General features: G+C 69.6%; 21 protein-coding genes. 10 read left to right on the top strand and 11 right to left on the bottom strand.

Annotated elements, in window-relative coordinates; all coding sequences use genetic code 11:
- Positions 1-55: 55 nt before the first annotated feature.
- Positions 56-976: a DUF3014 domain-containing protein gene (locus tag AC3WQM_RS09540; RefSeq protein WP_492678241.1), complete on the bottom strand. Its 921-nt coding sequence runs from the start codon at positions 974-976 to the stop codon at positions 56-58.
- Between the two features lie 142 nt (positions 977-1118).
- Positions 1119-2237 (bottom strand): DUF2855 family protein, encoded by a 1119-nt coding sequence (locus AC3WQM_RS09535; RefSeq protein ID WP_492678239.1) that lies wholly within the window; start codon positions 2235-2237, stop codon positions 1119-1121.
- 50 nt (positions 2238-2287) lie between these two features.
- On the opposite strand from AC3WQM_RS09535, the gene AC3WQM_RS09530 reads away from it, so the two are divergent.
- Complete coding sequence (locus tag AC3WQM_RS09530; RefSeq protein WP_492678237.1) at positions 2288-2908, top strand: TetR/AcrR family transcriptional regulator; 621 nt, start codon at positions 2288-2290, stop codon at positions 2906-2908.
- On the opposite strand, the gene AC3WQM_RS09525 is transcribed toward AC3WQM_RS09530, so the two are convergent.
- From AC3WQM_RS09525 to AC3WQM_RS09505, 5 genes are all read right to left on the bottom strand, one after another.
- A complete protein-coding gene (locus tag AC3WQM_RS09525) occupies positions 2883-3560 on the bottom strand; it encodes an alpha/beta hydrolase (protein WP_492678235.1) in 678 nt (225 codons plus the stop codon). The genes AC3WQM_RS09530 and AC3WQM_RS09525 overlap by 26 nt on opposite strands.
- A 42-nt stretch (positions 3561-3602) precedes the next feature.
- Positions 3603-4643 carry an NAD(P)H-dependent flavin oxidoreductase gene (locus tag AC3WQM_RS09520; RefSeq protein WP_492678233.1) on the bottom strand — a complete coding sequence of 347 codons (1041 nt, stop codon included), beginning with the start codon at positions 4641-4643 and terminating at the stop codon, positions 3603-3605.
- Positions 4644-4746: 103 nt separating this feature from the next.
- A complete protein-coding gene (locus AC3WQM_RS09515) occupies positions 4747-5244 on the bottom strand; it encodes a hypothetical protein (RefSeq protein WP_492678231.1) in 498 nt (165 codons plus the stop codon).
- Positions 5245-5251: 7 nt separating this feature from the next.
- Positions 5252-6553, bottom strand: coding sequence for a UDP-N-acetylglucosamine 1-carboxyvinyltransferase (locus AC3WQM_RS09510; protein WP_492678229.1), 1302 nt, complete (start codon positions 6551-6553; stop codon positions 5252-5254).
- Between the two features lie 156 nt (positions 6554-6709).
- Positions 6710-7627 carry a protein NO VEIN domain-containing protein gene (locus AC3WQM_RS09505; RefSeq protein WP_492678227.1) on the bottom strand — a complete coding sequence of 306 codons (918 nt, stop codon included), beginning with the start codon at positions 7625-7627 and terminating at the stop codon, positions 6710-6712.
- Between the two features lie 111 nt (positions 7628-7738).
- Between AC3WQM_RS09505 and AC3WQM_RS09500 the strand changes: the two genes are divergently transcribed.
- A complete protein-coding gene (locus tag AC3WQM_RS09500; protein WP_492678225.1) occupies positions 7739-8458 on the top strand; it encodes a hypothetical protein in 720 nt (239 codons plus the stop codon).
- A 3-nt stretch (positions 8459-8461) separates the two neighbouring features.
- On the opposite strand, the gene AC3WQM_RS09495 is transcribed toward AC3WQM_RS09500, so the two are convergent.
- Positions 8462-8779, bottom strand: coding sequence for a hemagglutinin (locus AC3WQM_RS09495; protein ID WP_492678223.1), 318 nt, complete (start codon positions 8777-8779; stop codon positions 8462-8464).
- Between the two features lie 109 nt (positions 8780-8888).
- Between AC3WQM_RS09495 and AC3WQM_RS09490 the strand changes: the two genes are divergently transcribed.
- On the top strand, positions 8889-9110 hold the full coding sequence (locus AC3WQM_RS09490) for a DUF7661 family protein (protein WP_143599026.1): 222 nt from the start codon (positions 8889-8891) through the stop codon (positions 9108-9110).
- 11 nt (positions 9111-9121) lie between these two features.
- On the opposite strand, the gene AC3WQM_RS09485 is transcribed toward AC3WQM_RS09490, so the two are convergent.
- Positions 9122-9391, bottom strand: a complete 270-nt coding sequence (locus AC3WQM_RS09485) for a hypothetical protein (RefSeq protein ID WP_492678221.1) — start codon at positions 9389-9391, stop codon at positions 9122-9124.
- Positions 9392-9563: 172 nt separating this feature from the next.
- Here AC3WQM_RS09485 and AC3WQM_RS09480 point away from each other — a divergent pair, with 172 nt between their 5' ends.
- From AC3WQM_RS09480 to AC3WQM_RS09470, 3 genes are all read left to right on the top strand, one after another.
- Positions 9564-11597: a S8 family serine peptidase gene (locus tag AC3WQM_RS09480; protein ID WP_492678219.1), complete on the top strand. Its 2034-nt coding sequence runs from the start codon at positions 9564-9566 to the stop codon at positions 11595-11597.
- An 89-nt stretch (positions 11598-11686) separates the two neighbouring features.
- Positions 11687-11938: a hypothetical protein gene (locus tag AC3WQM_RS09475; RefSeq protein ID WP_492678217.1), complete on the top strand. Its 252-nt coding sequence runs from the start codon at positions 11687-11689 to the stop codon at positions 11936-11938.
- Between the two features lie 100 nt (positions 11939-12038).
- Positions 12039-13643: a phospholipase D-like domain-containing protein gene (locus AC3WQM_RS09470; RefSeq protein ID WP_492678215.1), complete on the top strand. Its 1605-nt coding sequence runs from the start codon at positions 12039-12041 to the stop codon at positions 13641-13643.
- Here AC3WQM_RS09470 and AC3WQM_RS09465 read toward each other — a convergent pair.
- Positions 13634-14620, bottom strand: coding sequence for a LysR family transcriptional regulator (locus AC3WQM_RS09465; protein WP_492678213.1), 987 nt, complete (start codon positions 14618-14620; stop codon positions 13634-13636). The two genes, AC3WQM_RS09470 and AC3WQM_RS09465, sit on opposite strands and share 10 nt — an antisense overlap.
- A gap of 128 nt (positions 14621-14748) precedes the next feature.
- Between AC3WQM_RS09465 and AC3WQM_RS09460 the strand changes: the two genes are divergently transcribed.
- Both AC3WQM_RS09460 and AC3WQM_RS09455 read left to right on the top strand, forming a co-directional pair.
- Positions 14749-15969, top strand: coding sequence for a M20 aminoacylase family protein (locus AC3WQM_RS09460; RefSeq protein WP_492678211.1), 1221 nt, complete (start codon positions 14749-14751; stop codon positions 15967-15969).
- Between the two features lie 47 nt (positions 15970-16016).
- Positions 16017-17012 (top strand): Bug family tripartite tricarboxylate transporter substrate binding protein, encoded by a 996-nt coding sequence (locus AC3WQM_RS09455; RefSeq protein ID WP_492678210.1) that lies wholly within the window; start codon positions 16017-16019, stop codon positions 17010-17012.
- 16 nt (positions 17013-17028) lie between these two features.
- Here AC3WQM_RS09455 and AC3WQM_RS09450 read toward each other — a convergent pair whose 3' ends face one another.
- Entirely contained in the window at positions 17029-17229 is a 201-nt protein-coding gene (locus AC3WQM_RS09450) for a hypothetical protein (protein WP_489057232.1), read from the bottom strand.
- Positions 17230-17386: 157 nt separating this feature from the next.
- On the opposite strand from AC3WQM_RS09450, the gene AC3WQM_RS09445 reads away from it, so the two are divergent.
- A complete protein-coding gene (locus AC3WQM_RS09445; protein ID WP_307636935.1) occupies positions 17387-17677 on the top strand; it encodes a hypothetical protein in 291 nt (96 codons plus the stop codon).
- Positions 17678-17791: 114 nt separating this feature from the next.
- Complete coding sequence (locus tag AC3WQM_RS09440) at positions 17792-18679, top strand: amidohydrolase family protein (protein ID WP_492678208.1); 888 nt, start codon at positions 17792-17794, stop codon at positions 18677-18679.
- Positions 18680-18699 lie beyond the last annotated feature (20 nt).

Here is an 18699-nt window from a genome sequence, read left to right as displayed (position 1 = left end):
ATGACAAAGGGGCGCCGCATGGCTTGCGGCGCCCCTTTTTTATTTCCTTCGCCTGTTACGGCGCCTTCTTGCCGGCCTGCTTCGCCACCTCGCCGGTCGCGATCTGCGCACGCAGCCCACGCAGGCTGGCCTTCATCTTGCGCTCGTTCTCCGGCCCCATGCGCACCAGGATCTTCTGGCCGGCCGAGAGCGATTCGAGCTTCGGGTCGGCGTACTCGTAGCGCACCCACGGCCGCTGCGAAGGAATCTCGCCCTTCACCTCGACCAGCTTCACCTGCACCGGCCCCGTGGGCTCGGGCGCCTGCAGCAGGTGGTCGATCACGGCAATGAAGCGGTCGTTGAAGTAGCGCCCCGGATAGCCCAGCTCTTCGTACGCCTGCTGGAACAGCGGGTACAGCCGCGCGTACACCGCCGCTGCCTTGGCGGGATCGACCGACCCGGCCAGCAGCACGATGCCGTTGTAGCGCGCGGCGTTGTTCGCCGCGATGGTCTGCACGCCGCCCTGCTGCGGCCCGTCGGTGATGAAGCGCTGCGGCGCGGGCTGCACCGGCCACTTGCTCGCAGGCGCCTGCTCGCGCGGCAGGTTGTCGACCGTGGCGACGAAGCGCCGCACCACGCCGTCGGACTGCAGGTAGGCCGCCACGGCCTTGCCGCCTAGCAGCTCGGTGAGCGTCTTCATCACGCGCGCGTCGGAATTGCCCAGCGCGGGCAACGCGGCATCGGGCGGGGCCAGCGCCTCGACCGGGTTCTGCGGGCCCTTCGGCTCTTCGGCCTTGGGCGGCTCGGGGGGCGCGTCGGTCGGGGCGACGGCCACGGGCGCGGTCGGCAGCGGCGCCAGTTGCTGCTGCTGGTACCAGCGCCAGCCGAAATAAGCCGCCACCAGCACGACCAGCGCCAGGCCGACGATGGTGCCCATCGGCGCTTCCTTGCGGGGTCGGAATTCGGGGGTGTCGCGGGGGGAGTCGGCGTCGGACATGGGCGGTTTCCTTTTGCGGGATGGCAGTGGGGAGACGAAAGGCAATGGTGCACCAGGATGGCCTGCACGGCCCGCACGATTGCCACGTTCTCGTAACCCCCTGTGACGCCCCACCCGCGCCGAAGTTCAGTCGCTCAGCCCGTCACGCGCCGCCGATGCGCACCACGTGCGCCGCGCGCGGATCGACGCGGCCCGCATGCAGGTCGGCGATCACCGCCTGCGCATGCGCGAAGCCGCGGCCCTGCGCCAGCGTCATCCAGCGGTTGCCCGGGCGGCTCAGCTCGGCGATGAAGCGACCCTGCGCGTCGTTGAAGCGGCGGTTGACCTCCTGCGGGCCCCAGTCGGCATTGCGCTTGCGGATCTGCACGGGCGCGAAATAGAGCTTCGGCGTGGGGCCGGGCAGCGCGCTGGTGTCGCCGAGGAATTCGGTCTTCTGCGCCGAGCCCGCATAGCAGTCGTACACCAGCGACTCGCCGAAGTGGTGGTGCACGGTGGCGCGCAGGTCGTCGTGGCCCGCGAAGTCGACATACAGCGTGGGCGCGTCGGCCGCGAGCGTCGCGATCTCGCCGTAGGCCACCGTGCGGTCGTAGCAGCCCAGGGCCTCGACGAAGGCGCGGTTGCCTTCCGACGTGGCCGCGATCAGCTGCAGGCCCTCGCGGCGGCCCAGGCAGAAGGCCGTGCCGAACGCGGTCTTGCTCGATGCGCTCGACACCACCACCTGTTTCGCGCCGAAGAAGGCGTTGTCTTCGAGAAAGTCGGCCAGCATGAACGAGGTGATGAACAGCGGACGCACCAGCATCTGGTAGTCCTCCAGCGCGGCGACGTAGCCCGCGTCGTGGCTGCAGCGCATGTACTGGTTGTAGGCCGACACCAGCTCGCTGCGGTGCGCCGCGCCGTCGTAGAAGCCGCGCGGCGTCACGCGCACCGGCTGCATGCGCAGGTGGCTGGCAATGGGAAAGTAGCCGTAGAAGCGCTCGCCCACCGCCACGCCTTCGACGTTCGATGCCACCACGTCGGCAAAGCCCCAGGCCGGCATGTGGCCCCAGTCGGCGTCGCCGGTGGGAAAGAACTGCCAGTACTTCATCACCGCATCGCCGAAGGCCGCGTAGGTGATGTTGTTGGTGGTGAGCGAGAAGCGCTCGATCTGCATCAGCACCTCGCCCGGCTGCAGGCTGCCTGCGTCTTCCGAAGTGACGATGCGGGTGGTTCCGAGCGCGTTCTTGCGCGTTTCGAGGCGGGTTAAAGTGAATGCGTTGTTCATTCGCAAACTGTAGGACGGCCCGCTTCGCCGCGGGTTCGGAAACCCGGTCCATGCCCGCCGCACCCCGTTCCAAGCCCCTGAAACGCCCCACGCAGGCGCGCAGCAAGTTCACCGTGCAGGCGATCTACGACGCCTTTGTTCGGATTTGGCGCGCGCAGGGCTGGGACGGCGTGACCACGCGTGCCGTGGCGCTCGAAACCGGCATCGCCGTCGGCACCTTCTACGACTACTTTCCCGACAAGGAAGCCCTGCTCTCGGGCTACGTGCGCCACTGCGTCGAGGCGCTGCTGGCGCGGCTCGACGAAGAGGTGATTGCGCCATCGGACATCGACTGGCGCGAACGCACGCAGCGCCTCGTGCGCCTCACCTGCGACACGCGCACCGACGGCTTGCCCGCCTTCGACCACGAGATGCTGATGCTCGAGCACCGCGTGGCCGAGCCCAAGCACCACCGGCGCGTGTACGACGAGCTGCTCGCGCGCTGGACGCAGGCCTTCGCCGCCTGCCGCGACCTGCAGCCGCCGCCCTCGCCCGCCACCGTGCAGGCGCTGCTGACCGCCGCCTGGGGCGGTCGCCGCTACCGGCTGCTGGTGCAGCCCGACGACGCGGCGGGCGATGCGTGGGTTGCCGAGATGGAAGCGATGGTCAGGGCGCGGTTGTTGGCGCGCTGAGCGCCTGCAGCCACGCCAGCGTGCCCTGCAGCTCGGCCGGGCGGATCTCGTGCGCGCCCGGGAAGTCCGAGCCCGACAGCGCCAGCGGCAGCCCGCGTGCCAGTTCGCGCGTGGCCTGCGCGGCGCTCGGCGGAATCACGTTGTCGGCGCTGCCGTGGCTCACCCACAGCGCCTTGCCCGCGAAGGCCTCGGGCGGCGCGATGTGCGGCACCACCTCGGGCAGCAGCCGGCTGTGCCACACCAGCGCGGCGCGCAGCTTCTCGGGCTGCGTGAGCAGCAGCGACAGCGACATGATCCCGCCCTGGCTGAAACCGCCGACCACCACGCGCTCGGGCGGAATGCCCAGCTGCTGCGACGCCGACGTGACCATCTCGCCGATGAGGAAGCGGCTTTCGCGCTCCTGTTCCTCGTCGATGCGGCGCCCACCGTCGGCCAGCACCTGGAACTCGAACCACGCGTAGGAGTCGGGCGACAGCACATACGGCGCGCGCAGGCTCAGCACATGGAACTGCGGCGGCATCATGCGCGCCAGGCCGAACAGGTCCTGCTCGTTGCTGCCCACGCCGTGCATGAGCACGAGCAGCCAGGGTTCAGGGCCGCCCGAGGGTGCGGGATGGTGCAGGAACTGCAGGGGCAGATGGAGCGATGTCATGGGTCGGAAGAGCTTCGAAAAAAGAAGGACGAACGGCGCGGCTCAGCGAAAGCCCTTGGCCAGCGCCCGCGTGACCTCGGCCGAGGACACCTCGCGGCAGCCGGTGGCGTTCTGCCCCGACCACAGCGGAGAAAAATCACCGCTGCCCTGCGCCTCGGCCTTGGCGCGCAGCGGCGCGATGCCCGAGGTGGCGAGCGGAAATTCCGGCGCCGGGCCGATGGACCCCAGCTCGCGCATCACGCGGTTGACGATGCCACGCGCCGGCCGGCCGGTGAACAGGTTGGTGAGCGCCGTGTGGCGCGCGGCCTCGCTCTTCAGCGCCGCGCGGTGCAGCGCGCTGGTCGAGGCCTCGGGCGTCAGCAGATAGGCCGTGCCGACCTGCACGCCGGCCGCGCCCAGCGCCATGGCCGCAGCCACGCCGTCGGCATCCGCGATGCCGCCCGCCGCGATCACCGGCACCTTCAGCGCATGCACCAGCTGCGGCAGCAGCGCGAAGGTGCCGAGCTGCTTCGTGAGGTCGTGCGACAGGAAGTGGCCGCGGTGCCCGCCGGCCTCGAGCCCCTGCGCGATGACCGCGTCGACGCCCTTCGCTTCGAGCCACCGCGCCTCCTCCACCGTGGTGGCCGAAGCCAGCACCTTCGCGCCCCAGCCGCGCACCTGCGCCAGCAGCGGCTCGGACGGCAGCCCGAAATGGAAGCTCACCACCGGCGGCTTGAACTCGGCCAGCAGGTCGGCCACCTCGGCGCTGAAGGGGTTGCGCCCAGGCCCGGCCAGAATGGCGGCCGGGTCGATGCCGAACTCCGCGTAGTACGGCGCGAGCGCGGCGCGCCAGGCGGCCTCACGCTCGGCGCTCGGCACCGGCGGCGTGTGGCAGAAGAAATTGACGTTGTAGGGCTTGTCGGTGCCCGCACGGATTGCGGCGAGTTCGCTGCGCATCGCATCAGGCGAGAGCATCGCGCCCGGCAGCGACCCCAGGCCGCCTTCGTTGCACACCGCGATCGCCATCGCACCGCCCTGCGCGCCGGCCATCGGCGCCTGGATCAAGGGAAGTTCGGTGCCGAGGATCTGTTGCAACGTCGTCATTCGGGGTGCGCTCCTGTGTCCGTGTGTCGAATGACGGCATTCTCCGGCGAAGCCGGTGGGCGCTGTGGCTGCGGGGTCATCGCGGGCGCAACCACCCGCCGGCTCAACGCGCCTTGCCGAAGTCCTTCAGCTTGAAATCGGTGTCATCCTGGTAACCGTACAGGCGGCACACCGCGCGGAAGTCTTCCACCGGGAAACCGGTCCAGGTGTAGTTGCGGGCACGGCGGCCCGTCTGGCGGTTCTGCACATCGAAGGACAGCGAGGCCTTCGGCTCCGGCAGGTTGATCGTCTTGTGCAGGCTGGGCACGAACTTGAAATCTTGCGTCTCGAAGCGCTTGGAGGCACCGAGCGCCGTGCGCACGACGATGGCCTCGGGCGTGAACTCGTAGCGCGACACGAACAGGTAGTCGCGCCGCACGGCGACGATGACCACGAGCGCCAGCAGCAGCGTCACCGCATAGAACAGCGGCGTGTTGATCGTGCGGTCGACCAGGAAGCGGTAGGCGTAGTTGAACACCAGCGAGGTCAGGCCGACCATCAGCACCAGCTGCCCGAGCTGCATCAGCAGCCACTTGCCCTTGTGCGAGACGGAAACGATCACGGCCGCTTCACTCCTCGCTGGTCCACTCCACCTGCACGCCCAGGCTGCGCAGGTTTTCCACGAAGCGCGGGTGCGCGCGCCGGATCGGCGTCGCGTTGCGGATCTCGGACTTGCCCTCGATGCTGGCGGCCACCATGAACAGCGCGATCGCCACGCGGATGATGTAGGGGCTCTCGACCACCGCCGGCGTGAGCGCATGGCCACCGAAGGTGATGAGCCGGTGCGGGTCGGACGAGAACACGTGCGCGCCGAACTTGGACAGCTCGCCGGTCCAGCCCAGCGCGCCGTCATACACCTTGTTCCAGAACATCGCGTTGCCCTGCGCGCGCACGCCCAGCGCAATGAAGATCGGCAGCAGGTCGACCGGGAAGTAAGGCCACGGCGCGGCCTCCACCTTGGTGAGCACGTTGCTGGTGAACGGCGTCTGCACCTTCAGCGGACCGCTGCGGATGGCGCGCGACCAGCCGTCCGCATGCTCGATATGCACGCCGAACTTGGCAAAGGTGCGATCGATGAGCGGAAAGTTGCCCGGCGCGCTGTTGCGCACCACGACGTCGCCGCCCGTGATCGCGCCCAGCGCCAGGAAGGTGGTGATCTCGTGGAAGTCTTCGTCGAAGCGGAACTCGCCGCCGCCCAGCCTGGCGCCGCCATGCACCGTCAGCCGCGACGTGCCCATGCCCTCGATGCGCACGCCGATCATGGCCATGAAGCGGCAGAACTCCTGCACGTGCGGCTCCGAGGCCGCATTGGTGAGCGTCGAGACACCGTCCGCGGCGGCCGCGCACAGCACGAAGTTCTCGGTGGTCGTCACCGAGGCGTAGTCGAGCCAGTGGTCGGTGGGCGTCAGGCGCACGGGGCTGTACACCAGCAGCGAACCCTCGGTGCGCTCCACCTGGCCGCCGAAGCGCTGGAACACCTCGACGTGCGGATCGATCTCGCGCACGCCCAGCGTGCAGCCCTTGACGTTGTCTTCCAGCCGCGCCACGCCGAAGCGCGCCAAAAGCGGCGGCACCAGCATGATCGACGAGCGCATCTCCTCGGGCAGGCGGTGGCGGGCCGCATCGAAGGTGGTGCCGCGGTGGTTCAGCTCGAGCGTGCCGCTCTCGTGGTCCATGCGGACCTCGCTGCCCAGCGTGCGGAAGATGTCGAGGATCTTGCGCACATCGGTGATGTCGGGCACCCCGTGCAGCCGCAGCGGCTCGCAGGTGAGCAAGGTGGCGCAGAGCACCGGGAGCACGGCGTTCTTGTTGGCGGAGGGAACGATGCGGCCGCGAAGGGGCGTACCGCCGTGCACGATGAGGTTGGACATGAAGGGGGCGAACAGAAGGGGCGAAGGCACGAACTGTTCGCGCCGGACGGCGGAACTTTACCGTTGGAAACGACGGGTTTCCGGGGGCTCAGTTGTAAGAATTTGGAAACGCCCGCGGCGCGCTGGTGCGGCCGCGGCGTTTGCCTGGGAGGCCCGTCAGGCCTTGCGCTGGAAGCCCGGCGCCTGGTCCACTTCGGTCGGCTTGTAGATCTTGTGCGCTGCCGTCGCGCTGCCCGCGTCGGCCACCACCAGCAGGCGCCACAGCGGCTCGCGCACGGCGCACATGCTTTCGTCGGGCGTGAGCGCGAAGGTCGGCAGCGCCGGGGCGGTGCCCTTCACGACCACCTTGAGCAGCATCGCGCCCTTGGCGTTCGACACCTCGATGTCGTAGCCCAGCGCCTTGCTCGTCACGTCTTCCGCGTTGTAGCCGTAGCCCTTGAAATGGCCCATGACATAGGCCATGGCGGCGGCCTGGACGGCATCCGTCGTGGTCGGGCCGGCCGGGGCCGCATCGGCGTCGTCATCCGCCGCGACGCCGCCACGGGCCTTGGCGGCCGTGATGTCGGCCTCGGTCGGCACCCAGCCGCGCGCACCGCGCACCAGCACGGCGAGCTGTTGTTCGGGTTCCCAGCTCGCGACGTGCCATTCGGCGTCGTCGCGCACGCGGGTCGACACCTTGGCGCTCTTGTTGCTCTCGAGCTCGGCAATGGCCACGCGGTTGGTCTGCAGCACGGCGCGGAAGCCCTGGCCGGCGTCGAAGGTGCGCTTGAGCAGGGCCAGGCGGTCCTTGGCGCGCTGCGCCTGCTGGGCGCTGCGCACGCCGCCGCCGGGGCGGCGCTGGGCGTCGAGCGATTCCAGGTAGAACCAGCGGCCACCGGCCGCCACGCTCACGTACTCGCCCCAGATGGTGGCGATGACGTTGTCGCCGGTGGCGAGCCAGGCGTGCTCGAACGGCTTGTCGCGTGCGTCGAACACCCCCATCTTGGCGACGATTTCGACCGGCGTGAGGCGCGGTCCGGAGAGCCGCATCTCATCGATGGCGGCGAGCACGGAGGGGTCGACTTCCTTGTCCATTCAGCGGAATTCTGGCGAGTTGGGAGGGGGTGGGAGTATGCCGCATCGGCCGTCGCTCCCCGGTGCCCGGCGCCGCGGCGCGTGTACCCTCCGTGCCTTGAAAGCCCCCGCATGCACGACCTGCTGACCTCCTACTTCTGGCACGGCGACACGCTGCGCAGCCGCAGCGTGAGCGGCATCGTGCATGCGGCCCTGCTCGACGTGCCCGAGCCCCCGGCCCGCCTCGTGGCCGACTGGCAGCGGGAGATCGCCACGAACGTGCCGCTCGAACCCGGCGATGTCGAGCCCATGCCGCTGGCCCGCGCGCGCACGCGCTGGCCCGACTACGCGCAGTGCGTGCAGGCGATGTCCGATTGGCTCGGCACGTTGGGCCTGCCCGCCTCGCTGCTGCCGGCCAGCGACGTCGCCCTGATGGCCTGCCGCGGCGCCCGCTACCACCACGACGGCGCGCAGTACGGTGGCGCGGCCTTCTGCAACCTCTTTCTCGGCGAGGACAAGGGCCTGGACGTGCACTTTCCCGTCACCGGCCACCGCATCCCGCTCACGCGGGGCACGGCCCTGCTGTTCGACACCGGCCAGCCGCACGCGGTCGTGCCACGCGGCAGCGACCACGGTTTCGATGCGGCCGACTTCCCGTCTTCGCTCGATCGCACGCAGCTGTTCCTGACCTGGGAGCTGTCGATCGAAAACGCACAGGTGGCGCGCCTGCTCGGCGTCGGCTTCGATGTCGATCCGGCCACCGCGTCGCGGCTCGATGAAGAACAGGTGCAGGTGAACGGCGAACCGGCCGAGGTCTGCACGAGCTCCGGGCGTTGGCGTAGCGCCCGATAGAAGTCACTCGCCTTGGCGGTAGTGAGTCCCCGGCCGTGCCGCCGAATCGATGATGTCCCGCCACGACTTGCCCGCGCTGCGCAGTTGCTCGATCGACGGGCCCAGCGTGTTGCCGTAGCGGCTGTGCGACCTGGCTTCGAGGGCCTGCAGCTCGTGCGAGGGCGTCAACGCGCGGTAGTGCAGCTTGAGATCGTCCCGCTGCGCGAAGATCCAGCGCGCCACCTGTTCTTCACTCACACCATCGGCCAGCATCCGCGCAGCGGCAGGCCCCAGCTCGGCCACGGCCGCTTCGTAGGTCTTGCGTACGTTGAGGTCTGCCATGCGGACTCTGGAGTGGATGTGACGGGCGATTCGGCCCATTGTGCATACGACGAGGGCGCTACAGTGGCTGTCCCCTCATCTCTTTTCGTGCATGCCCGGAGCCCCCACGATGCGCCACCTCTTCAACGTGTTCGGCCGCACCCTGCGCGTCGAGATGACCGATGCCCGCTGGCGCAGCCACTGGGTCGGTGCCGACGGAAAACTGGGCCTCGCCCAGCTCGCGATTCCGCCCGACGTGGCGCCGGCCGACCTCGCGCAATACCTCTACGACATCTACCACGAGAACGCGACGCCGACGAACGGCGATGTCTTCGAGATCGGGGCGAAGTGAGCCCGGCGTTGCTATCGCTGCGCGGCCTTCGATGACGCGCGCAACATCAGCCAGGCCATGCCGCCAAACGCCAGCACGAACACCAGCAGCGGCCCCACCTCCCGGGCCCTGAATCCCTGGGGCACGACGTTGGCAAGCAAGGTCCACGGCACCAGCGGAAACGCGAGCAGCACCACCACCGCAGGCACATGCGCGTGCGGCGGAAAAAGAACCAGCGCAAGACCTGTCGACAGCAGGCTCGCCACCAGGTACGCGAACAGAAGCTTGAACACCACTTTCATGCGGCCATTCTGACCGCCCTCCTTGCCCAGCCGGGGTGACAGATGACACGGCAATCTGCTACACCTCGCGGTACTCGCCCGTCCCCCTGCGCAAGGAGATCCGACCGATGGCCCCAGCCAAGAAGCGCGTCGCCGCGAAGAAGCCCTCGCCCGCTGATACGAAAGTCCCAAGATGCCGCACGGGGCGCTGACGCCGGCGCTGTCGTCCGGCAGCGTGCGGCTCCACGTGAGCGGCCAGATCAAGCTGCTCAACAGCTGGGTCGATCTGCCGCCCGAAATGGCCGCCGCGATGGTGGCGCAGTCGGCACAACAGGCCGATGCGCCCGCCGCGGGCCACCTGCCGGGCGAAGCCTCCCCCGCCCTCACCGCCGCGCTCGCCGGCACGGCCGACGCGCTGTGCACGCGGCTCTCGCCGGTGTCGACCTTCGGGCTCGCGCAACTCCAGCGCCTGCCGATGGACGTCGAGACCTCGATGGACCCGCGCCTGCAGCTGGCGGTGATGAACCGCCGCGCGGGCAAGCAGAGCATGCCGATCTCGTCCGCCGACGGCGATTCGGTGCCGGTGGTGGCGCGTGTCACCAGCCATGCCGAGTGGGCCGACATTCCCGACGTCGATGCGGGCTCCGACATCGGCACCGCCGACGACGGCACGGTGCTCGTCACGGGCCGCATTCCGCTCGGCAAGGCCGAGGCGATCCGCCAGCATCCGGCCGTGCTCAGCATGAAGGCCTCGCAGCCCGTGCTGCCGGCGCTGAACAACACCATCGCGTCGATGGGCGTGCAGGCCGACAACCCCGCGCTCGCCGGCACGGCGGGCGGCGCCGGCGTGGTGATCGGCGTGGTCGATTCGGGCGGCGACTTCGCGCACCAGAACTTCCTGAAGGCCAACGGCAAGACGCGCCTGCTGGCGCTGTGGCAGCAAGGCGCGCCGGCCAAGGCCAACAGCCCCTACGGCTACGGCCGGCTCTTCGAAGCGGCGGACATCGACAAGGCATTGAAGAAGGCCGACCCGTACAAGGCGCTGGGCTACGACCCCGGCGCGGGCATGCCGGGCAGCCCGGGTTCGCACGGCACGCATGTGATGGACATCGCCGGCGGCAACGGCCGGGGGTCGCTGCAACCCGGCGTGGCACCGAAGGCCGACCTGATCTTCGTCGAGATGTCGGCCCGCGACATTGCCTGGACCGGGCACAACGCGGTGTTCAGCTCCTTCGGCGATTCGGTGCAGATGCTCGAAGCGGTGAAGTTCATCTTCGACCGCGCGGGCGACAGGCCCTGCGTCGTCAACCTGAGCCTGGGCACCAACGGCGGCCCGCACGACGGCACCTCGCTGGTCGAGCAGGGCTTCGACGCGCTCGTGTCGCAAAAGCCCAACCGCGCGATCGTGCTGGCGGCCGGCAATTCGCAGGAAGACAACACGCACACGGCGGGCACCGTGCCCGGCAACGGGCACCTCGATGTGTCGTGGACCCTGGTCAATGGCAAGGGCGGCGAGTTCGAGCTCTGGTATGGCGGCAGCCAGCGCCTGCGCGCCGAATTGCTGGGGCCCGACAACGAGGTGCTGGCGAGCGTGGCACCGGGAGAAAACTTTCCGCTCGGCGCGGGCAACGGCGAGATCGCCGCGTTCCTCAGCAGCCGCATCACCGACCCGAACAACAAGGACAACGTGATCGGCATCTGGCTCGCACCCAACTGGCCCGACGGCGAGTTCAAGGTGCGGCTGCATGCCCTGGCCGCCGACGGCGTGCCGTTCCACGCCTGGCTCGAGCGCCTGGACAGCGGCCAGTCGTACTTCGGCCAGCCGGTGAAGTCGCACCTGCTGGGCTCGCTGTCGACCGGCAAGCTGTCGATCGTGGTCGGCGCCTACGACGCCCGCAAGACGGGCGAGCCCGCCGCCAGCTTCTCGAGCGCGGGCCCGACGCGCGACGGCCGGCCCAAGCCCGAGGTCAGCGCCCCCGGCGTGCAGGTGAAGGCCGCGCAGTCGCGCACGAAGGACGGCATGGTGAAGAAGTCAGGCACCAGCATGGCGGCACCGGCGGTGACGGGGCTGGTCGCGCTGATGCTGGCCAAGGCCCACAAACAAGGCAAGAACCTCAGCATCGCCGACATCCGCGCCAAGCTGAAGGCGGGCGTCAAGCCCGGCGGCGGGCCGGCCGGCTGGGACCCGCAGCGCGGCGACGGCCGGGCCGGCAGCGGCGCGATCTGACGATCCAGCCATGACCCCCACGCCCGGTGCGGTTGTGCCGAACCCGAGCGGGGGGTGTAATCTGTGTTCCCGCCCCCATCTGCCCCCTCATGACCATCGACTTGCGCTCGCTCAAGAAGCTCGACTTTTCGGCCGCCCCCGCGCCGGTGTCGGGCGAGCGCGTCGTCGTGCTGGTCAAGCTGTGCGAGGGCGCCGAGCGCCCGGACTACATCGCCGCGCGCGCCGACATCTCGCCGGGCCTGTTCTCGGCCGAGATTCCGCTGGACAAGCTCCAGCAGCTCGAAGCCGACCCGGCCGTCGAGTCGATCGAGCTGTCGCGCCGGCTGCCCAACATCTCCTGATTCCCCTGACAAGCGACCCACCCGGGTCGCTGCCTTCGCGCATGCCATGCCGGCAGGCGTCCGCACACGCGTGCCCCACCACCCAGCCCAAGGAGCTTCCATGAAAGTTCTCGACGATGCCGCGCGCGCGGCGGTCCGGTCGGTGATCGCCACCCACCAGGCGCAACTGGCCGCCCTGCCCGGCTACGTGGCGGCGGAGCCGGGCTTTCCGCTGGTCGACGGCCGCTTCCTGCGCGAGCCCGCCGTGATCGTGCTGGTCGACCGCAAGCGCCCGTTGTCGGAGGTGCCCGTGGCCGAGCGCGCGCCGCGGCAGCTCGGGCCCTACCGCGTCTGCGTGATGCAGGCCGACCCCGCGCGGCAGCTGGCCGCCAGCGCGGACTTCGAGGACACGGTGAACGCGCTCGCCGAAGCGGCCATCGGCCTCGTCTACAAGCCGCCTGCAGGCCAGCCCATCGACAAGGTCTACAACGTGAAGCAGCCCTTCCTGTGCCACGTCGGCCCCGATGCGGGGTGGCCGGTGCTGCGGCCCTTTCTCGAAGGCACCACGCGTTCGCTGTCGGTGGCGATGTACGACTTCAACGCCGACCACATCGCGCAGGTCTTCATCGACCTCGTGCGCGACGGCGGCATCCAGGCGTCGCTGAGCTGGGACAACGGCATGACGCCGGAGGAACAGGTCGTCCGCAAGAAGCTGCGCAAGCTGCAACAGGAGGCCGACTTCACCGCGTGGCTCGTGCAGTGCGGCAAGGGCCGCCGCTTCGCCAGCGCGTACCACGAGAAAGTGGCGGTGCGCGACCACAAGGCCTTCTGGCTCTCGAGCGGCAACTGGAGCAAGCGCAGCCAGCCCGACATCGACCCCGTGGCCACGCCCGCGCAGGCCAAGGGCATGTTCAGCAAGGGCAACCGCGAGTGGCACGTGATCTGCAACGACGCCGTGCTCTCGAAGGTGTTCGAGAAGTACATCCTGCACGACCTCAAGGCCTCCGAGAAGGAAGAAGCCGACCGCGCGGCCGATGCGGCGCTGGATGTGGCACCCAAACTCACACTGCCCGACGTGTTCGTGCCGCTCGACCACCTGCTGGAGCAGGCTGTGGCCTTCGCGGGGCCGGTGGTGCCGGTCGAACCCGCGCGGCTGCCGGCGGTGAAGACCACGGTGAAAGTCCAGCCCGTGCTCACGCCGGACAACTACCTGCCGCACATCAACGCGCTCATCGACAGCGCACAGACTTCGCTGTACCTGCAGTTCGCCTACATGACCTGGAGCGATGCCGACAAGGACGCCGACTTTCGCGCGCTGCTGCGCAAGCTGGCGCAGCGCAGCACCGAGCCGGACCTCGACCTGCGCATCATCCTGGGCAGCACCAGCGCGGCCGACAACATCCGCAAGCTGGTCGAGGCGGGCTGCAACCAGGACGTGTTCCGCGTCCAGGGCAGCATCCACAACAAGGGCATCATCGTGGACGGCCGGGCAGTGCTCGTGAGCAGCACCAACTGGTCGGGCGACGGCGTGCTGCGCAACCGCGACGCCGGGCTGATCATCCACAACGAAGACGTGGCGCAGTACTACCAGCAGGTCTTTCTCGACGACTGGGACTCGCGCGCCAAGAGCCGCGTGGACGACGACCCTCCGGTGACGCTGGCCTCAGCCGGCGCGCCCACGCCGCCGGGCATGGTGCGGATGTCGTGGAGCGACTATCACGGGTGAGGCAACGGGGCGTCCGGCGCCGCCTCGATGAAATCCATCGAGTGCAGCACCCGCCGCAGCTCCGGGTCGTCCGAGGCCTGCCACGCCGGCAGCTGCGCCAGGAAGTGCGCGATGAAGCGCGCCGCCGCGTGCGACGGCGCCTCCTGCGCGCGGCGCACGATGCCCACGACGTTGCTGTGGAAGCGCTCGCGCAGCTGCAAGGTCACGAGCGCATGGCGCAGGCTCTCGGTTTCCACCAGCGGCCAGGGGCAGAAGGTGAGCATGTCGGTCTTGCGCACGAGGCCCAGCATCATCGACGGCGAATGGGCCAGCTGGATGCGCTGCACGGGCGCGGCCAGGCCGTGCTGTCGGAACAGGTTGTCGAGAAAGCTCGCGCCCTCGCCCGGCGTGAAGTTGAGCACCCAGTCGTCCTGCAGCAGCTCGGCCATCGACTGCGCACCGGCCCGCGGGTGACCGCGGCGCGCCACCACCGTCATGTCGTAGCGGAACAGCGGCTGCGCCTGCAGCCCCTGCATCGCCTCGTCGGGGCCGATGCGGCCGATCAGCAGGTCCAGGCTGCCTTCGCGCAGCCGCGGATAGCTGAGCGCGGAGAGGCCGTCGAACATCTCGAGCTGCACGTGCGGCAGCTCTTCGCGGAACAGCGACACCACGCGCGGCAGCAGGGTCTGCGTGATCCAGGGCGTGATGGCCACGGTCAGGCGCTGCTGCGCGCCGGTGTCGCGGTGGCGTGAGAGCGTGTCTTCGGCCTGGCGCAGCTGGGCCAGCACGCGCTGCGCATGTTCGAGCAGCTCCAGGCCGGCCGGCGTGAAGGCGATGCCGCCGCCGTGGCGCGTGAACAGCGCCACCTGCGCATGCGCCTCGAGTTCGCGCAGGCCCTGCGTGACCGTGGCCTGGGTGACGCCCAGTGCCCGCGCGGCGGCGCGGATGCTGCCTTCGGAGGCGACGGCGGCGAGATAGCGGAGCTGGTGCAGCTTCATGGCGGCCGATTATCCGCAGCCATCGGTGGCGACAGGCGCCGCCCACCTCCGCATGGCAGCGCCTGTCTGCCCCGGCAGGCAGCGAATTCCTAGACTCGCAGCAAGACAGCAAGGAGACAGATTCCCCCATGACGACCTACACCGTCGACAACGCCGCTGCCCTCGAGAGCGTGCTGCCCGCTGTGCGCGAGGTCGCGCCCGAGATGGTCGGCCTGCGCCACCGCATCCACGCCCACCCCGAGCTGGCCTACGAAGAGCACGTCACCAGCGAGCTGGTGGCCACACGCCTGGCCGAGTGGGGTTACGAGGTGCACCGCGGCCTGGCCGGCACCGGCGTGATCGGCACGCTGACATGCGGCACGGGCACACGACGCCTGGGCCTGCGCGCCGACATGGACGCGCTGCCGATCCAGGAAGCCACCGGCCTGCCCTACGCCAGCCAGGTGCCCGGCAAGATGCACGCCTGCGGCCACGACGGCCACACCAGCATCCTGCTGGCCGCCGCGCGCGTCATCGCCCAGGAGCGCAGCTTCGACGGCACGCTGCACCTGATCTTCCAGCCGGCCGAGGAAGGCCTGGGCGGCGGGCGCCGCATGGTCGAAGAAGGCCTGTTCGAGCGCTTTCCCTGCGACGCCATCTTCGCGCTGCACAACATGCCCGGCTTTCCGGCGGGCAAGTTCGGCTTCAAGGAAGGCTCGTTCATGGCCTCGTCCGACTCGGTCACGATCACGGTGACGGGGCGCGGCGGGCACGGTTCGGCGCCGCACCTGTCGGCCGACCCGGTGGTGGCGGCGGCGCACATCGTCGTGGCGCTGCAGACCATCGTGTCGCGCAACGTCGACCCGCGCGAGATGGCGGTGGTGTCGGTGGGCGCGATCCACGGCGGCGACGCCCCCAACGTGATTGCCGACAGCGTGCAGATGCGCCTCACGGTGCGCGCCTACCGCCCCGAGATCCGCGCCATGCTGCGCGAGCGCATCACCGAACTGGCGCAGGCGCAGGCCGCCACGCTCGGCGTGAAGGCCGAGGTGGACTACCACTGGCGCTACCCCGCGCTGGTGAACGACGAGGAATCCACGCGCTTCGCGCGGCAGGTCGCGCGCGACTGGCTGGGCGACGACGGCCTGCTGCCGCCGCTGGCGCCGCTCACGGGCAGCGAAGACTTCTCCTTCATGCTGGAGCGCTGCCCCGGCAGCTACCTGATCGTGGGCAACGGCGAAGGCGAGCACCACCGCACCGGCGGCTGCATGGTCCACAACCCCGGCTACGACTTCAACGACGCGATCCTGCCGATCGCGGCCAGCTACTGGGTGCAGCTGGTGCGGCGCTTCCTGGGCGCGCAGGCCTGAGCGGGCCTTTCGCCTTTCCTTTCCCACTTTTTCGTACTGGAACCGCGATGACCCGTCTTGCTTCTTCTTCCGTTTCGCGCCGTGTGGTCTTGAGCGCGCTCGGCGCCGCCGCCTTCTGTGCCGCAGCCCCCGCGTTCGCGCAGGGTACCTACCCCGCCAAGCCCATCAAGCTGCTGGTCGGTTACGCGCCGGGCGGCTCGGTCGACATGGCCGCGCGCGTGGCGGCGGACATCCTGTCGGCCAAGCTCGGTGCGACGGTGGTGGTCGAGAACGTGACCGGCGCCGCAGGCGTGGTCGCGGCGCAGCGCGCGGTGAGCAGCCCGGCCGACGGCTACACGCTGCTGGCCGGCTCCAGCAACGAGATGGCGGCCACGGTGCTCGTGAACCCCGGACAGCGCTACGACCCGGTGAAAGACCTGACCCCGGTCAGCCTGCTCGCCTTCGCGCCCGTGCTGCTGGTGGCGAGCCCGAAGGTGGGCGTGAAGAACCTCGACGAGTTCATCGCGCTGGCCAAGCGCAACCCCGGCAAGTACAGCTACGGCAGCTCGGGCGTGGGCTCGACGCTGCACTTCGTGGGCGAGCAGATCAAGCAGCGCGCGGGCCTGTTCCTCACGCACATCCCCTACCGCGGCACCGCCCCGCTCACGAGCGACCTGGTCGGCGGCACGCTCGACTTCGCGATCGTGTCGCCCACCGCCGCGGCGCCCTTCCTGCAGGGTGGGCGGATCGTGCCGCTGGGCGTGTCGTCGGCCAAGCGCTTTCCCGGTTTGCCGCAGGTGCCGGCGCTCGGCGAGCATCCGCAGCTGAAGGGCTATGAGCTGAGCGGCTGGTTCGCGCTCGCAGGCCCGAAGGACCTGCCCGCGCCCATCGTGCAGAGCCTGCGCGCGGCGCTGCAGGCCGGCCTGGCCGACCCGGCGATCCGCCGGCGGCTCGAAGAAGGTGGTTCCATCCCCGCCACGGGCAAGGAAGACCTCGGGCAGATCATGCGCGAGGACACGGCGAAGTACGCAACGCTGGTGAAGTTCGCGAACATGCGCGACTGAGGCCCGTTGGCCCGTTTCAGCGCGGGGCGTCGCCGCCCTGCCGCTCCTCCACCCACCACTTCGCCTGCGCGGCATTCATCGCGCGCGCGTTGACAATCATTTCCTCGATCTGCGCACGCGTGGCCGGTGAATCGACCATCCAGGCGGTCTGCACGGCCTGCGCGGGCCCGCCTTCGGCGAGCCGGTATTCCAGACAAAAACGAACCTCATTGCTCATCGGTGATCGAACCCTCTCTCTGCGCCACCGATTCTGTCTGACTCAAGTGAAACAGAACGCTTCTTCGATGCGCCGCAGCCACAGGAAGCGATGGCATTTGGAGGCCATTCGTTCACAATGATTGCACCGTTGTCGCAGCGGAAAGGAGTGTGAAATCATGTTCGACTTCTTGTTTCGGCCCACCCACACGGCCTACTTGAAACGTGCCTCGGCACTGCTCGAAGAGGCCCAGATGGCACGCATCGAACACCAGGCGGCGGCAGAGCATCACAGCGCCCTCGCCCGCATGTACGCGGAACGTGCCCGGCGGCTCGAGAACGAGCTGTACCGGCAACCGCGCGCCGCGGAGCACGGCACCGAGGCGGTGGCGGTCGCGGTGGAAGACCGCCCGCAGCTGTACTCGCTGGATGGCAGCCGCAAGGCGACACCGCATCCGGCCGGCAGCTGACGCCGGCCCGCGCGATCGCCTCGAGGTCGCGCCCGGCGACAAGGGCGCGGCTGTGCCGATGCGGTGATCCGGGGTGATGTAATCCGGCTCCCCGGCCCTCACCGCGAGAACCCCATGCGCTTCATTGCCCGCATCGCCGCCTGCGCGGCCCTGGCCCTGTCCCAGGCCCACGGGCAAACCGCCGCGCCGTACGACGGTCCGCTGTTCGACACCCACCTGCACTACAACCAGGAAGCCTGGGACGGCACCGCCGGCCCCTTCCCGCCCACCGAGGCGCTCGCGCGCATGCAGCGCAACCAGGTGAAGGCCATCATCGCCAACTCGCGGCCCAATGCCGGCACGCAGACCCTGGCCGCCGCGCGCGAGACCCGCGCCGCCGGTGTCACCGTGGTGCCCTTCGTGCGCCTGTACCGCCACCGCGACGACTACAACAACTGGTTCCGCGACGAAAGCATCCACGAGATGGTGCTGGCCGAACTGGCGCGCGGCACGGCCAGCGGCCCCTACCGCGGGCTCGGCGAGTTCCACCTGTACGAGAGCGCCAACGCCAACGGCCCGGTAGCAAAGAAACTGATCGCACTGGCCGAAGAGAAAAAGCTCGCCGTGCTCGCGCACGTGGACGACGTGGCCGTCGACCTGCTGATGGCCAACGCGCCGTCGAAGGGCCGCGCGCTGCGCCTCATCTGGGCCCACACCGGCATCGGCGGCACGCCGGTCGAGCGCGTGCAGGCGATGCTGGAGCGCTACCCGCTGCTGATGGGCGAACTCTCGTACCGCCCCGGCCTGACCTGCGAAGGCGGGCGCCTGTGCCCCGAGTGGCGCGCGCTGATCCTCAAGCACCCCGACCGCTTCATGGTTGGCTCGGACACCTGGGTCAACCAGCGCTGGAGCGCCTACGACGAGATCATGCGCGGCTACCGCACCTGGCTGGGCGACCTGCCGCCCGCCGTGGCGCAGCGCATCGCCTGGGGCAACGCGGCGGCGCTGTTCGACCTGCGCTGAGGCCCGCCCGCGCAGCCGGT

Source organism: Variovorax sp. FW301-JW7, assembly GCF_058788795.1.
The sequence above is the reverse complement of the archived record's forward strand: the minus strand, read 5'-3'. Positions and strand labels throughout refer to the sequence as shown.

Bases quoted from the DNA above. Each gene is read 5' to 3' on its own strand.
- AC3WQM_RS09540 (WP_492678241.1), bottom strand. From the start codon at position 976: ATGTCCGACGCCGACTCCCCCCGCGACACCCCCGAATTCCGACCCCGC.
- AC3WQM_RS09535 (WP_492678239.1), bottom strand. From the start codon at position 2,237: ATGAACAACGCATTCACTTTAACCCGCCTCGAAACGCGCAAGAACGCG.
- AC3WQM_RS09530 (WP_492678237.1), top strand. From the start codon at position 2,288: ATGCCCGCCGCACCCCGTTCCAAGCCCCTGAAACGCCCCACGCAGGCG.
- AC3WQM_RS09525 (WP_492678235.1), bottom strand. From the start codon at position 3,560: ATGACATCGCTCCATCTGCCCCTGCAGTTCCTGCACCATCCCGCACCC.
- AC3WQM_RS09520 (WP_492678233.1), bottom strand. From the start codon at position 4,643: ATGACGACGTTGCAACAGATCCTCGGCACCGAACTTCCCTTGATCCAG.
- AC3WQM_RS09510 (WP_492678229.1), bottom strand. From the start codon at position 6,553: ATGTCCAACCTCATCGTGCACGGCGGTACGCCCCTTCGCGGCCGCATC.
- AC3WQM_RS09505 (WP_492678227.1), bottom strand. From the start codon at position 7,627: ATGGACAAGGAAGTCGACCCCTCCGTGCTCGCCGCCATCGATGAGATG.
- AC3WQM_RS09500 (WP_492678225.1), top strand. From the start codon at position 7,739: ATGCACGACCTGCTGACCTCCTACTTCTGGCACGGCGACACGCTGCGC.
- AC3WQM_RS09495 (WP_492678223.1), bottom strand. From the start codon at position 8,779: ATGGCAGACCTCAACGTACGCAAGACCTACGAAGCGGCCGTGGCCGAG.
- AC3WQM_RS09490 (WP_143599026.1), top strand. From the start codon at position 8,889: ATGCGCCACCTCTTCAACGTGTTCGGCCGCACCCTGCGCGTCGAGATG.
- AC3WQM_RS09485 (WP_492678221.1), bottom strand. From the start codon at position 9,391: ATGAAAGTGGTGTTCAAGCTTCTGTTCGCGTACCTGGTGGCGAGCCTG.
- AC3WQM_RS09480 (WP_492678219.1), top strand. From the start codon at position 9,564: ATGCCGCACGGGGCGCTGACGCCGGCGCTGTCGTCCGGCAGCGTGCGG.
- AC3WQM_RS09475 (WP_492678217.1), top strand. From the start codon at position 11,687: ATGACCATCGACTTGCGCTCGCTCAAGAAGCTCGACTTTTCGGCCGCC.
- AC3WQM_RS09470 (WP_492678215.1), top strand. From the start codon at position 12,039: ATGAAAGTTCTCGACGATGCCGCGCGCGCGGCGGTCCGGTCGGTGATC.
- AC3WQM_RS09465 (WP_492678213.1), bottom strand. From the start codon at position 14,620: ATGAAGCTGCACCAGCTCCGCTATCTCGCCGCCGTCGCCTCCGAAGGC.
- AC3WQM_RS09460 (WP_492678211.1), top strand. From the start codon at position 14,749: ATGACGACCTACACCGTCGACAACGCCGCTGCCCTCGAGAGCGTGCTG.
- AC3WQM_RS09455 (WP_492678210.1), top strand. From the start codon at position 16,017: ATGACCCGTCTTGCTTCTTCTTCCGTTTCGCGCCGTGTGGTCTTGAGC.
- AC3WQM_RS09450 (WP_489057232.1), bottom strand. From the start codon at position 17,229: ATGAGCAATGAGGTTCGTTTTTGTCTGGAATACCGGCTCGCCGAAGGC.
- AC3WQM_RS09445 (WP_307636935.1), top strand. From the start codon at position 17,387: ATGTTCGACTTCTTGTTTCGGCCCACCCACACGGCCTACTTGAAACGT.
- AC3WQM_RS09440 (WP_492678208.1), top strand. From the start codon at position 17,792: ATGCGCTTCATTGCCCGCATCGCCGCCTGCGCGGCCCTGGCCCTGTCC.